Annotated in this window: 13 protein-coding genes and 1 riboswitch; of the genes, 10 read left to right on the top strand and 3 right to left on the bottom strand. The window is 70.4% G+C overall.

Annotated features, from left to right (window positions below):
* The 10 genes from ACIRF9_RS48520 to ACIRF9_RS48475 all read left to right on the top strand — a co-directional run.
* The coding region (locus ACIRF9_RS48520; RefSeq protein ID WP_403836633.1) for a DUF4389 domain-containing protein at nt 1–375 on the top strand (375 nt) is incomplete at its 5' end.
* Nucleotides 376–499: 124 nt separating this feature from the next.
* A riboswitch (SAM riboswitch) is annotated at nt 500–612 on the top strand.
* Between the two features lie 33 nt (nt 613–645).
* Nucleotides 646–762, top strand: a complete 117-nt coding sequence (locus tag ACIRF9_RS48515) for a putative leader peptide (RefSeq protein WP_403836631.1) — start codon at nt 646–648, stop codon at nt 760–762.
* Between the two features lie 187 nt (nt 763–949).
* Nucleotides 950–2,575, top strand: a complete 1,626-nt coding sequence (locus tag ACIRF9_RS48510) for an ABC transporter substrate-binding protein (RefSeq protein WP_403836629.1) — start codon at nt 950–952, stop codon at nt 2,573–2,575.
* 8 nt (nt 2,576–2,583) lie between these two features.
* Nucleotides 2,584–3,543: an ABC transporter permease gene (locus ACIRF9_RS48505; RefSeq protein ID WP_403836627.1), complete on the top strand. Its 960-nt coding sequence runs from the start codon at nt 2,584–2,586 to the stop codon at nt 3,541–3,543.
* A complete protein-coding gene (locus ACIRF9_RS48500) occupies nt 3,540–4,466 on the top strand; it encodes an ABC transporter permease (RefSeq protein WP_403836625.1) in 927 nt (308 codons plus the stop codon). Before ACIRF9_RS48505 ends, ACIRF9_RS48500 begins: the two co-directional genes overlap by 4 nt.
* 68 nt (nt 4,467–4,534) lie before the next feature.
* The gene (locus ACIRF9_RS48495) at nt 4,535–6,232 is read left to right on the top strand and encodes a dipeptide ABC transporter ATP-binding protein (protein ID WP_403836623.1); all 1,698 of its coding nucleotides are present in this window, start codon (nt 4,535–4,537) and stop codon (nt 6,230–6,232) included.
* Nucleotides 6,229–7,074 carry a DUF1684 domain-containing protein gene (locus tag ACIRF9_RS48490; protein ID WP_403836621.1) on the top strand — a complete coding sequence of 282 codons (846 nt, stop codon included), beginning with the start codon at nt 6,229–6,231 and terminating at the stop codon, nt 7,072–7,074. The genes ACIRF9_RS48495 and ACIRF9_RS48490 overlap by 4 nt, the downstream gene beginning before the upstream one ends.
* Nucleotides 7,071–7,205 (top strand): hypothetical protein, encoded by a 135-nt coding sequence (locus tag ACIRF9_RS48485; RefSeq protein WP_403836619.1) that lies wholly within the window; start codon nt 7,071–7,073, stop codon nt 7,203–7,205. The genes ACIRF9_RS48490 and ACIRF9_RS48485 overlap by 4 nt, the downstream gene beginning before the upstream one ends.
* 12 nt (nt 7,206–7,217) lie before the next feature.
* On the top strand, nt 7,218–7,580 hold the full coding sequence (locus ACIRF9_RS48480; RefSeq protein ID WP_403836617.1) for an alpha/beta hydrolase domain-containing protein: 363 nt from the start codon (nt 7,218–7,220) through the stop codon (nt 7,578–7,580).
* A 207-nt stretch (nt 7,581–7,787) separates the two neighbouring features.
* Nucleotides 7,788–9,365: an alpha/beta hydrolase gene (locus ACIRF9_RS48475; protein WP_403836615.1), complete on the top strand. Its 1,578-nt coding sequence runs from the start codon at nt 7,788–7,790 to the stop codon at nt 9,363–9,365.
* On the opposite strand, the gene ACIRF9_RS48470 is transcribed toward ACIRF9_RS48475, so the two are convergent.
* From ACIRF9_RS48470 to ACIRF9_RS48460, 3 genes are read right to left on the bottom strand one after another with little or no spacing between them, the layout of a single operon-like run.
* The gene (locus ACIRF9_RS48470; RefSeq protein WP_403836613.1) at nt 9,331–10,164 is read right to left on the bottom strand and encodes a carbohydrate ABC transporter permease; all 834 of its coding nucleotides are present in this window, start codon (nt 10,162–10,164) and stop codon (nt 9,331–9,333) included. The genes ACIRF9_RS48475 and ACIRF9_RS48470 overlap by 35 nt on opposite strands.
* Nucleotides 10,161–11,216, bottom strand: coding sequence for an ABC transporter permease subunit (locus ACIRF9_RS48465; protein ID WP_403836611.1), 1,056 nt, complete (start codon nt 11,214–11,216; stop codon nt 10,161–10,163). Before ACIRF9_RS48465 ends, ACIRF9_RS48470 begins: the two co-directional genes overlap by 4 nt.
* Before the next feature lies 1 nt (nt 11,217).
* Entirely contained in the window at nt 11,218–12,495 is a 1,278-nt protein-coding gene (locus ACIRF9_RS48460; protein WP_403836609.1) for an extracellular solute-binding protein, read from the bottom strand.
* Nucleotides 12,496–12,757: the final 262 nt, after the last annotated feature.

The following is a 12,757-nucleotide window of genomic DNA, read 5'->3' as shown; positions in this document are numbered from 1 at the left end:
GGCGAGGAACCCGGCTACCCGGCGCGGCTGGAGGTCGCCTACCCCGAGCGTCTCTCCCGGGGCCTGGTCCTGGTGAAGTGGTGGCTGCTGGCCATGCCGCACTACCTCGTCATCGGCTTCTTCGTCGGCGGCTGGCACCTGGGCTGGTGGGAGGGCGGACTGGTCGCCCTGCTGACAGTGATCGCCGCCGTGATCCTGGCCTTCACCGAGAAGTACCCCCGGGACCTGTTCGACCTGATCACGGGCCTGAACCGGTGGGTGCTGCGGGTCGTCGCCTACGCCGCCCTGATGACGGACGCCTATCCCCCGTTCCGCCTCGACATGGGCGGCACCGAACCGGGTGATCCGAACCAGCCGCCCGTACCGTCACCGTGACATCGGGAGGGTATGACCATCGCTCACGCCCGCCGCCGACACCATCTCGGTCCTGGCCGGTCATCCCCGCGTCCTGACGCGGCGATATTGACGGGTGGCGGAAACGATTCGTACGATCAAGAACGGCATTGAGTGTCAGCGTGCAGCCCTGGCTAGCTGACCAGCAACCCTCCTCCGCGGTGGGGTGCTCCAGGTGAAAGCCCGGCGGGGTCAAGGCCGATCCCGCAAGCGCGCGGCCCCGTCCTCGGGGCCTGAGAGGGGAGGACCAGCATGCGGGACAGTGCCCGGCCGAGTGCCCCTCTCGCGCCCCCGGTGATGTTCTCCGGGTTCTCGCGCCGACGCCACATCGATCTGCAGCGCGTCACCACCTGCCTGTGTAACGGCTGATCCCTCCTCATTTCCCGGTCCGACGCGTGCCGTCGGCGTCTGCGGCGATCCCACGCCACCGTCGGCGTGCCCTTCGCCCCACCACCGTTTCGCACGGTGCCGGCCCTCCCCGGGCCGCACCGGTCCCACATCGCCCTGCCCCGTAGGGGCACTTGAGCGATGCCTCCGGAGTAGGAGAACCCATCCCTTGACAGCGCGTACGCATTCCCGATCCACCCGGCGGGCGGCCCTCGCCACACTTCTGAGCAGCAGCGTCCTGCTCAGCGCCTGCTCGTCGAGCGACACCGGCGGTTCGAGCGGCGGCGACAGCGCCAGCGCCCGGTCCGGCGGCACGCTGACCTTCGCGGTGGGTTCCGACGCCGGCTGCGTGGATCCGCAGCAGGTGGGCAGCAACGACACCATCTACTCGCTGCGCCAGGTCGTGGACTCCCTGACGGACCAGGACCCGAAGACCGGCAAGATCGTGCCATGGCTGGCGAAGAGCTGGGACATCAGCGCGGACACGACCACGTTCACCTTCCATCTGAGATCGGGCGTCACCTTCAGCGACGGCACGGAGCTGACCGCGCAGGTGGTCAAGGACAACTTCGACGCCGTGCCCGAACTGGGCGCCCTGGGCACCCTGGCCCAGGGATACCTGAGCGGTGTGGAGAGCACCACCGTCGTCGACCCGCTCACCGTCCGGGTGAGGTTCAAGCAGCCCAACGCGCAGTTCCTGCAGGCCACGGCGACCCATTCGCTGGGCATCGAATCGTCGGCGAGCGTGAAGAAGAGCCCGCAGGAGAAGTGCAGCGACGGAGTGGTCGGCTCCGGCCCCTTCGTGCTGAAGAACTATGTGCAGAACCAGTCGATCACGCTGGCCAAACGCGCCGGGTACGCCTGGGGTTCCTCGCTGTGGAGCAAGAAGGGCGAGGCGTACCTGGACAAGCTGGTGTTCAACGTGGTGCCCGAGGCGGGGGTGCGCACCGGCAGTCTGCAGTCCGGCCAGGTCGACGCGATCGGCAGCGTCGGCAAGGCCAACGAGGCCGCGCTCAGTGGCGGTCAGGCGAACCTTCAGCGGCGGGCCAATCCCGGAGTGGTCTTCAATCTGGGGCTGAACAACTCCCGGCCCGCGCTCAAGGACGTGAAGGTGCGTCAGGCCGTCCAGTACGCCGTCGACCGGCAGCAGATCGTCGACGCCGTGTTCCCCACCGACACCGAACCGGCGACCAGCATCCTGGCGCGCACCACGCCGGACTACGCGGATCTGGGCTCCGAGCTGACCACCGACGCGGCGAAGGCCAAGTCCCTGCTGGACTCGGCCGGCTGGAAGGCCGGGAGTGACGGCATCCGGGTCAAGGACGGCAAGAAGCTGAGCCTGACCGTCGTGTGGATCCCCAACTCGGCCACGAACCAGCCGGCGCTGGAACTGATCCAGCAGCAGCTCAAGGCCGTCGGCATCGCCCTGGTGCTCAAGCAGATCCCGATCACCCAGCTCGCCCCGACACTGCAGTCCGGTGACTTCGACGTCGCGTGGGGCAACCTGACCCGCGCCGACCCGGACATCCTGCGCAGCCAGTACTCCACCGGGCTGGCCAACTTCTACCACCTGCCGGCGAGCGGTCTGGACACGGTGCTGAACCAGCAGGCGGCGACGACCGACGCGGCCAAGCGGAAGGAACTGGTGGGCCAGGCCCAGCAGTTGATCGTGCGCAACGCCTACGTCGTCCCCGTGGTGGAGCTGCAGACCCAGCTGGGGGTGGCGAAGAAGGTGCACGACCTCGCCTTCGACGCGTCCAGCCGGATCCAGCTGCACGACACCTGGATCGGCTAGCGGTCGGCATGCGTCGCTATGTGATCAAGCCGCTGGCGCAGGCGGTCGGAGTGCTGTGGGCGGCCTACACCGTGTCGTTCCTCGTCCTTCAGTACCTCCCCGGCGACCCGGTCTCGGCGATGGCCGGGGCCGGGGCGGACTCGGGACAGATCGATCCGGCGCAACTCGCCGCGCTCCGGCACCAGTACGGCTTCGACAAGCCGGTACCGGTGCAGTACGCCGACCATCTGGGCCGGGCGGTGCTGGGCGACTTCGGCGACTCGGTCTCCACCGGCCGGCCGGTGACCTCGACCCTCGCCGAGGCGCTGCCGCAGACCCTCCAGCTGACCGGAGCGGCGCTGCTGCTCGCCGTGCTCCTCGGCGGCGGTCTGGCGGTCGTGGCGACCTGCACCACCCGGCGGTGGTTGCGGCAACTGCTGCTGTCGCTGCCGCCGTTGGGGGTGTCGGTGCCGACGTTCTGGGTCGGGCTGATGCTCGTCGAGCTGTTCTCCTTCCGGGTGCGGCTGTTCCCGGCGTTCGGCAACGACGGGCTGCGGGGGCTGGTGCTGCCGGCGCTGACGCTGGCGGTCCCGACCGGCGCGCTGGTCGCGCAGGTCCTGGCCAAGAGCCTGTTCACGGCCCTGGATCAGGCCTATGTGGAGACCGCCCGGGCCAAGGGCGCGGGCCGGCTGCGGATCCATCTGCGGCACGCGCTGCGCAACGCTTCGCTGCCGGCGCTGACGATCGTCGGGCTGCTGGCCGGACAGCTGATCGCCGGTTCGGTGGTCGTCGAAACGGTGTTCTCCCGCGACGGGCTCGGCCGGGTGACGGCCGCCGCGGTCACGGTCCAGGACATCCCGCTGGTCCAGGGGGTCGTGGTGTTCGGGGCGCTGATCTTCGTGGCGGCCAATCTCCTCGTCGATCTCGTCTATCCGCTGCTGGACCCGCGGATCGTGGTGGCCGCGGGCAGGAAGGTGAGTCCCGTATGAGTCAGATCCTCGCCGACGGCGCCCCCGCCGGCCTCGTGCCCGGCCCGGCCCGCCCGGCCGAGGCGGACCTCCCCCCGGAGCGGGGACACGGCCCGAAACTGCGGCGGCTCCTGCGGTTCCTGCTGCGCCGACCCGGCCTGGTGGCGTCCGTGGTCGTCGTGGTGCTGGTGGTACTGGCCGCGTTCTGGCCGGGGCTGTTCACCTCGCGTGATCCGCTCCTCGGGGTGCCGTCGGAGAACTTCCGCGGCCCGAGCGGAGCGCACTGGTTCGGCACCGACGAACTGGGACGCGATGTGTTCTCCCGGGTGGTGCACGGTGCCCAGCTGTCGCTGAAGGCGACGCTGATCGCGGTGGGGGTCGCGTTCGTCGTCGGCGGACTGATCGGCCTGGTCGCCGGGTTCGTCGGGGGGTGGGTGGAGGACGCGCTCATGCGGGTCGTCGACGTACTGCTCTCGATCCCGGCGCTGTTCCTGTCACTGGCCCTGGTGACCGCGCTGGGCTACGGGACGGTGAAGGTCGCGGTGGCGGTCGGGATCGCCAGTGTCGCCCAGTTCGCCCGGGTGACCCGGGCGGAGGTCCTGCGGGTGCGGCAGGCGGTCTTCGTCGAGGCGTCCCGCTCCTGCGGGGCCCGCTGGTACTCGGTGCTGGGCCGGCATGTGCTGCCCAACGCGGCGGGCCCGGTGATCGTGCTGGCCACCCTCGACTTCGGTGCCGCCGTCCTCGCCGTGTCGGCGCTCAGCTTCCTCGGCTACGGGGCGCCCCCGCCGGCACCGGAATGGGGCACGTTGATCTCCGACGGACGCAACTACCTGGCCAACGCATGGTGGCTCACCGCACTGCCCGGGCTGGCGATCGCCGCCACGGGCCTGGCCGCCAACCGCATCGCCCGGGCACTGGACGGCGAATGGTCCCGACAGCGATGACCGGCCCCACGACGGACAGACCCGGAACGAACGAACCCGGAACGAACGAACCCGGAACGGACGACTCGATGACCAAGGAAACCGAGACGGACGAGGCCGCGGGGTCCGAGGCTCCGCTGCTGGAGGTGCGCGGTCTGTCGGTGTCGTACCGCACGGGCGGCGGCACGGTGGAGGCCGTGCGGGGTGTGGACCTCGACGTGTGGCCGGGTCAGGTGACCGCGGTGGTGGGCGAGTCCGGCTCCGGCAAGAGCACGACCGCGCACGCGGTCGTCCGGCTGCTGGCGGCGAACGGCGGCATCGACGCCGGCACGGTCCGCTTCGGCCGGCACGACCTCACCGCGCTGTCGGAGCGGGAGCTGCGCGCCGTACGGGGAGCCGGGATCGGCCTGGTGCCCCAGGACCCGACGGTGTCCCTCAACCCGGTCACCCGCATCGGCGAGCAGGTCGCCGAGGTGCTGCGCATCCACGGACTGGCGACCCGCCGTACCGCGGCGTCGCTGGCCGTCGACGTCCTGGACCGGGCCGGGCTGCCCGACGCGGCCACCCGCGCACGCCAGTACCCGCACGAACTGTCCGGCGGAATGCGGCAGCGGGCCCTGATCGCCATCGCGATCGCCGCGAACCCCCGGCTGATCATCGCCGACGAGCCGACCAGCGCCCTCGACGTCACCGTGCAGCGGGTCATCCTCGACCATCTGCGGCACCTCACCGAGGAGTCCGGCACCGCGGTGCTGCTCGTGACGCACGATCTCGGTGTCGCCGCGGACAGGGCGCAGCGGATCGTCGTCATGTCGCAGGGCCGGGTCGTCGAGGCCGGTCCGACCCGCGACATCCTCGAGAACCCGCGACACGAGTACACCCGGCGGCTGCTGGCCAGTGCGCCCAGCCTGACCACGGCCCGCCCCCGTGCCTCGGCGGCCGCCGCCCCCGACCCCGGGGACACCCCGCTGGTCGAGGTCCGCGGCCTGGTCAAGGACTTCCGGCTCCCCCATACGGGGGGCTCGGCCATGACGCTGCGCGCCGTCGACGACGTGAGTTTCACGCTGCACCGCGGACGGACCCTGGCCCTGGTCGGCGAGTCCGGCTCGGGGAAGTCCACCACCGCCCGCATGGTGCTCCGGCTGACCGATCCGACCTCCGGGCAGGTCCTGTTCGACGGCACCGAGGTCACCACGGCGCGCGGGGCACGGGCCAGACAGCTGCGCCGCCGGGCCCAGCTCGTCTACCAGAACCCGTACGCCTCGCTGGATCCGCGCTTCTCCATCGCCGAGGTGATCACCGAGCCGCTGCGCGCGTTCAAGGTCGGCGACCGGGCCTCCAGGGTCGCCCGGGCCCGGGAGCTGCTCGACCGGGTGGCGCTGCCCGGCTCGGTGCTGGACCGCCGCCCGGCGGAGCTGTCCGGCGGGCAGCGGCAGCGGGTCGCGATCGCCCGTGCCCTCGCGCTCTCGCCGGACCTGGTGGTCTGCGACGAGCCGGTGTCCGCGCTCGACGTGTCCGTGCAGGCCCAGGTCCTCGACCTGCTCGCCGAGCTCCAGGCCGACACCGAAGTGGCGTACCTGTTCATCTCGCACGACCTGGCCGTCGTACGGCAGATCGCCCACCGGGTCGCCGTCATGCGGGCCGGCCGCGTCGTCGAGACCGGCACGGCCGAGGAGCTGTTCGCCGCCCCCCGCCACGCCTACACCCGTGAACTGCTCGCGGCGATCCCCGGCGGTCGTCACCGCCCGGCCGCCGGCGAGCCGCAGGAACCGAAGGAGTACGCATGACCGTCAAGGACACGTCGGTGACCGTCCAGGACGCCCCCGCCGACCCGCGGGCCTTCACCCGCGCGTGGGAGGAGTGGCACAGCGGCCAGGAGGCCCGGCTCGCCGCCCCGCACGGGTTCCTGGCGATCACCGGCCTGCACTGGCTCGACGGGACGCCGCGGCGCTTTCCGGACGCTCCGGGTGCCTGGTCGACCGGCGCCGCGGGGGTCGTCGTGGTCCTCGACGACCGCGAGGAGCTGGTAGTCGACGGGACCCCCGTCCGGGGTGAGCACCGCTTCGGGGTGCTGCCGGAGCGCGGCGGGGTCGACGCGGTCTGGGGCGAGGCCGTGATCGAGGTGGCCAGGCGCGGCGGGCACGACATCGTCCGCCCCCGGCACCCGGACACCCCGCTGCGCACCGGCTTCACCGGGACCCCGGCCTACGAGCCGCACCCCCGCTGGGTGGTGACCGGCCGTTACACGGCCTTCGACGCGCCGCGTCCGACGACCGTGGGCGCCGCGGTCGAGGGTCTCGAGCATGTGTACGAGGCGCCGGGCCGGGTCGAGTTCGAGCTCGACGGACGCCCGCTGGCCCTGACCGCCTTCCCCGGGCGCGCCGCCGGGAGTCTCCTGGTGCTGTTCACCGACGCGACCTCCGGCGTCACCACCTACGCGGTGAACCGGGCCCTGGCACTCGATCCGCCCGCCGCGGACGGCACGGTCGTCCTGGACTTCAACCGGGCGGCGAACCTGCCGTGCGCCTACACCGACCTGGCCACCTGCCCGCTGCCACCGGCGGAGAACCGGCTGCCCGTGGCGATCGAGGCCGGGCAGAAGCTCCCCCGTGAGCGGGGCGGCGCATGAGCACGTCGTCCAGCGCCCATGTAGCGGATCCGACGCCTGTGGCGCCGACGAAGTGGGGCTGCACCCACCTCGGGAACGTGGTGGCCACGTCGGCCCTGTTCCGGGCCGTGCTCGACGCGCTGGACGCCTAGGTGGGCGAGGGCGTGGAGCCGCCGCCGAGCGCGGTGCCCACGGTGGCCGACGGCACCCTGGTGAGCGGGGAGGAGTGGGCGAGGCGGTTTCCCGCGGTGCCGTCGGCCCCGCGTCCGTACGGGCCGAGCGAACTGTCCTTCGTGGACCGCTCGACCGTGCCGCCGGTCCCCGACCCCCCGCGCCGGTACGCGGTGCTGGTCCCCGCCGTCGACTCCCACGGCAACGAGACGGCGGGCGTGCGCGCCCCCATGGTGGCCGTCCCGTTGGGGACGTGCACCGGGTGGAACACCCGGGCGCCCGGCCAGGGCCACGGCGCGCTCCACGAGTTCTCCGGATCCGCCCTGTCGTTCGCCCCACCGAGGACGAGCGCCTGACCGCTCCCCGCCACCACGTCGACCTGCCCTGACCAACCAGTCCCCCGGCCCGCCCTCAGGGCCCGACAGCCGGGGGTCGGATGCCCCTTCGGACCGTGCCCGGCATTGGGCACGGCTCCTGATGATTCATCACCTCCTTTGTTTTTCAAGGGGGTTGAGGTGATGCTGTGATCCATCTGTGCGCTCCCGAGCCGTGGAGGATCTCCCGTGCCGTTCAACCCCCCGCCCGCCCCGCGTCCGAGACGGCGCGGGCGACTGGCCGTCGGCGTCCTGGTCACCGCCCTGTTCGGTCAGTTGCTCGGCGGAACCTCCGTGGCCGCGCCCTCGCCCGGGAGCGCGGCGCCGGGGCACCTGGCGTGGCAGCCCTGTGAATCCCCCTACGGCGAGGGCACGTTCGAGTGCACCACCCTCGAGGTCCCCGTCGACTGGCAGGAGCCGGACGGCGCCACGGTCGACCTGGCCCTCGCCCGCCACCGCGCCACCGACCCCGAGCGCAGGATCGGTTCGCTGCTGATCAACCCCGGTGGCCCGGGCGGCTCCGGTGTGAGCTTCGCGTTCGGCGCGCCCTTCTCCTTCTCGCCCGCCCTGCTGGAGCGTTTCGACATCGTGGGCTTCGACCCGCGCGGCGTCGGCCTCAGCGACCCGGTGCGGTGCGACGAGGAGCTGATCGCCGCCCAGGATTCGCTGCTCTACCCGGACAGCGCCGCCTCCTTCACCGCCCTCCGCCGGGCGAACCGCGCGCTCGGGGAGAACTGCCGCGCTGTCTCCGGATCGCTCGTCGACCACATGGACACCGCGAGCGTCGTCCGCGACATGGAGGCGATCCGTACCGGCCTCGGCGAGGAACGGATCAGCTACTACGGCGTGTCCTACGGCACCGGCATCGGCCAGCAGTACGCCGAGCGCTACCCGGACCACGTCCGCGCGATGACCCTCGACTCCACCATGGACCACAGCCTGGACGCCTGGTCCCTCCAGAAGACCAGGGCGGTCGCGAGGGAGGAGACGTTCGGCCAGTTCGCCGACTGGTGCGCCCGCACCCCGTCCTGTGTGCTCCACGACCGCGACGTCCGTGCCCTGTTCGACTCCCTCTACCGGCGCGCCGCCGCAGGTGAACTGGTCCTGGACGGCGACTACGTCTTCCCCGTCGAGCATCTGCAGAGCCTGTCCCTCAACTTCCTGTACACGCCCGCCGACTGGTTCCGGTTCGCCGAGTTCCTCGTCGACCTGAACGCCCCGGATCCCACCGTGGCCCGCTCGGCCGGGCTGCTCGGCGAACCGGCGGAGTTCGCGTACTACCCGGTGCTCTGCCAGGACTACGACCTCGACGTGCCGTCGTACGCCACGCTCGCCGCCTACCAGCGCCGGCTCGCCCGGCTCGCCCCCGTGGCCCGGTTCAGCACCCTCTCCTGGACGGACCTGACCGGCTGCCAGGACTGGCCGACGGAGGTGACCAATCCGCAGCGCCGGCTGAAGGTCGACGGCACGCCGCCGATCCTGATCACCAACAGCCGGTACGACGTGGCCACGCCGTACGCGTGGGCCTCAGGTGCCGCCCGTCAGATCGGCCGCGAGGCCGTGCTCCTCACCTACGACGGCGCCGGCCATGGCGCCTACTGGCAGAGCCCCTGTACGCGCGACGCCGTCGACACCTATCTGATCACCCTCGAGACCCCCCGCGACGGCACCCACTGCCCCGCGGTCTGGCCGACCGAGGCCTCGGCCCGGCTCCAGTCGTCCCCCGACGGCGTCAGCGCAGGGCCCCCTTGGTCGCGTCGGCGATGAAGCCGCGGGCGAAGAAGGTGAACACCAGCACCAGCGGGATGACCGACAGGAGCACCCCGGACATCACCATGCTGTAGTCGGTGGAGTGGCCGGCGTACAGCTGGGCCAGCGCCACCTGGAGGGTGAGCTTGTCCGGGTTGACCAGCATCACCAACGGCAGGATGTAGTCGTTCCAGGCGGCGATGAAGGTGTAGATGCCGAGGAACGCCAGAGCCGGGCGCACGCACGGCAGCACCACGTGCCAGTACAGCCGGAAGAATCCGGCGCCCTCGATACGGGCGGCGTCGAGCAGTTCGTCGGGGACGCTGGTGGTGGTGTACTGGCGCATCCAGAAGATGCCGAAGGCGTTCGCTGCGGCGGGCACGATGAGCGCCTTGAGGGTACCGAGCCAGCCCAGCTGCACCATGATCTCGTACTGCGGGATGATCGCCAGCTGGGTCGGCAGGATGTACATCGACAGCAGTACGCCGAAGAGGAACTTCTTGGCGGGGAAGTCGTACTTGGCGAAGGCGAAGGCCGCCAGCGAGTCGAAGAACAGCACCAGCACGGTCGTACAGACCGCGACGATCACCGTGTTGAACAGGGACCCGAAGAAGTCCATTTTGGCGAACAGGTGGTCGAGGTTGGTGAGCAGGTTGTCGCCGAACCACAGCTTCGGCGGGTAACGGTAGATGTCCTGCGAGGTGTTCGTCGCCATGACGACGATCCAGTAGAACGGGAACACCGAGATGACGACGCCGAGCATGAGGATCACATGGACGCTGAGCCCTCGCAGGCGTTTGCGGTTCAAGCCGTTCATGGCCGTCGCTCCTTACGCTGCACCAGGCGCCAGTTGATGACGACGATGAGCAGGATCAGCAGGAAGAAGGCCCAGACGATCGCGGCCCCGTAACCGAAGTCGTTGTTGTCGAAGGCCTGGTGGTAGAAGTACAGCAACGTGGTCAGGCCCGCCTGGCCCGGTCCGCCGGAGTTGGGGTTGGTGGCGGCCTCGCTGCCGAACAGCACCTGGGGCTCGGTGAAGCTCTGCAGGCCGGTGACCGTGGAGATCACCACGGTGAACAGGATGATCGGCCGCAGCAGCGGGATCGTGATGGAGAAGAAGATGCGGACCGGGCCCGCGCCGTCCATGCGGGCGGCCTCGTAGAGTTCCGAGGGGATCGCCTGGAGGCCGGCCAGGTAGATGATGGCGTTGTAGCCGGTCCACTGCCAGGTCATCAGCGCCGCGATCACCAGCTTGATCGTCCACTCGTTGCTCATCCAGGGCACGGCGGAGACGTGCAGGGACCGCAGGATGGCGTTGATCAGACCGAAATTGTTGCTGAAGATCGCGCCGAAGAAGATCGCGATGGCCACCAGCGAGGTGATGCTGGGGATGAACAGGGCGACCCGGTAGAAGGCCGTGAACCGCTTGGTGGAGTTCACCAGCACCGCGAGCACCAGCGCCATGAAGAGCATCGGCACGGTCGACAGCACCCAGATGACCAGCGTGTTGCGGATGGACAGCCAGAAAATCGGGTCGTCCCACAGGAAGCGGAACTGCTGGAACCCGACGAACTGCATGTCCCCGATGCCGTCCCACTTCTGGAACGCCAGATACACGGTGTAGAGCACCGGGAAGAGCATGAAGACGGAGAAGATCAGGTAGTACGGCGAGATGGCCAGGTACTGCGGCCAGTACCGGGCGACCTTCCGCCGTGGACCGCGCCGGGCCCCGGCCGACGCCGGCCGGATCCGCGGGGCGCGCCGCCCCGGACCGCGCGAGGGGTCCGGAGCGGGCTTGCCGGTGGGTCCGGTGTCGGGTCCGGAGGTCGGTCCGGTGGGTGCCGGGCCGGCTACCGGGCTGGACGACATGTCACTTCACTCCCTGCCGCTGGGCGATCTGCTTGGCCTGGCTGACCGCGTCCTTCCAGGCCTCGTCCGGGTCCTTGCCCTTGGCCTCGATGCTGGTCAGTTCGCTGTAGTAGGGCGCGGAGACCGCCGCGTCGGCCGGGGCCTCGTAGGCGGCGGGGATCTTCTCGGCCGCCGGACCGAAGATCTCGATGGTCTTCTGACCGCCGAAGAAGGCGTCTCCTCCGGTCAGCGCGGGCAGCTTGTAGGCGGCGGGGGCGGTCGGGAAGAGCGCCGCGTCGGTGAAGCCGCGGGCCTGGTTCTCGGGGTCGAGGATCCAGCTGATGATCTTGAAGGCCTCTTCGGGGTTGCCGCTGGTCGCGGGGATGGCCAGGAAGGACCCGCCGAGGTTGGAGGCCCCGCCGGGCAGGCTCGCCACCCGCCACTTGCCCTTGGTGCCCGGGGCGGCGTTGCTGATGTCGAGCGCGTGCCAGGCGGCGCCGATCTCGGTGGCCAGGGTGCCGCCGCTGATGGCGGCGTTCCAGGTGTTGTCGTTGATCTTGGCGTCGATGCCGAGGGTGTAGGGCTTCACGGCGGTGGTCCAGGCGGTGCGGATGTGGTCCTGGTCGCCGATGAACTTGTTGTCCTCGTCGATGAACCGCTGGGTGCCCTGGCCGATGACCATCCCGAACACCGAGCCGATGTTGTTGATCAGATAGGTCTTCGGTATGGCCTTGTGCAGTTCGACGCCGGCCTTGAAGTAGTCGTCCCAGGTGGCCAGTTCGGCGGAGACCTTGGCGGGGTCGGTGGGCAGCCCCGCCTTGGCGAAGAGGTCCTCGCGGTAGTACGTGGCGCAGGGGCCGATGTCGATCGGGAAGCCGATGAGCTTGCCGTCCTGGGTGGTGGCCTGCTTCAGCTTCCACGACAGGTACTGCGGGGCCAGCTTGTCCGCGCCGACGGTGTTCAGGTCGATGAAGCGGTTGGCGTTCGGCAGGAAGGAGGCGATGTCCTCGCCCTTGATGCCGGTGATGTCCGGGGCGGACTGCGCGGCGCGCAGACCGGTGAGCAGCTTGGTCTTGAAGTCGCCGCCGACCACGGAGGTCTTGAGGGTGATGTCGGAGAAGTGCTTCTTGGCGTCCGCCACGACCTTGTCGCTCAGTCCGCCGGACCAGTACCAGAGGGTCAGGTTCTTGCTGTCCTTGCTGCCGCTCGATCCGGAACCGCCGCCGCACGCTGCGGTGGCGCCGGCCGCGGCGGCCGTCAGTACGGCGGCCTGAAGGAATCGTCTGCGGGAAAGGTCCACGATCTTCTCCTAGATTTCGGCGGGCTCGACGTGTCCGGCATGTCGGACAGGACCGGTGAGTCGTGGGCCGCGATGGGGCGCGACGGGTGGGCCGGGTGGCTGAAGAGCATCGGCGTGGGTGGAACCCTTCAGCCACCCGGGGTGTGTGACCTGGTCCTCTCAGACGGTGCCGACGCGTCCGTGACGGCGCCATGCACCGTTCATCCGCTTCGGCCGACCGGAGTGGGGTCCGGATCCGCTCGGAATTACGCAAGAGAGTGCA

The sequence above is a fragment of the Streptomyces sp. NPDC096132 genome, assembly GCF_044763345.1.
Classification (GTDB): Bacteria; Actinomycetota; Actinomycetes; order Streptomycetales; family Streptomycetaceae; genus Streptomyces.
The sequence above is the reverse complement of the archived record's forward strand: the minus strand, read 5'-3'. Positions and strand labels throughout refer to the sequence as shown.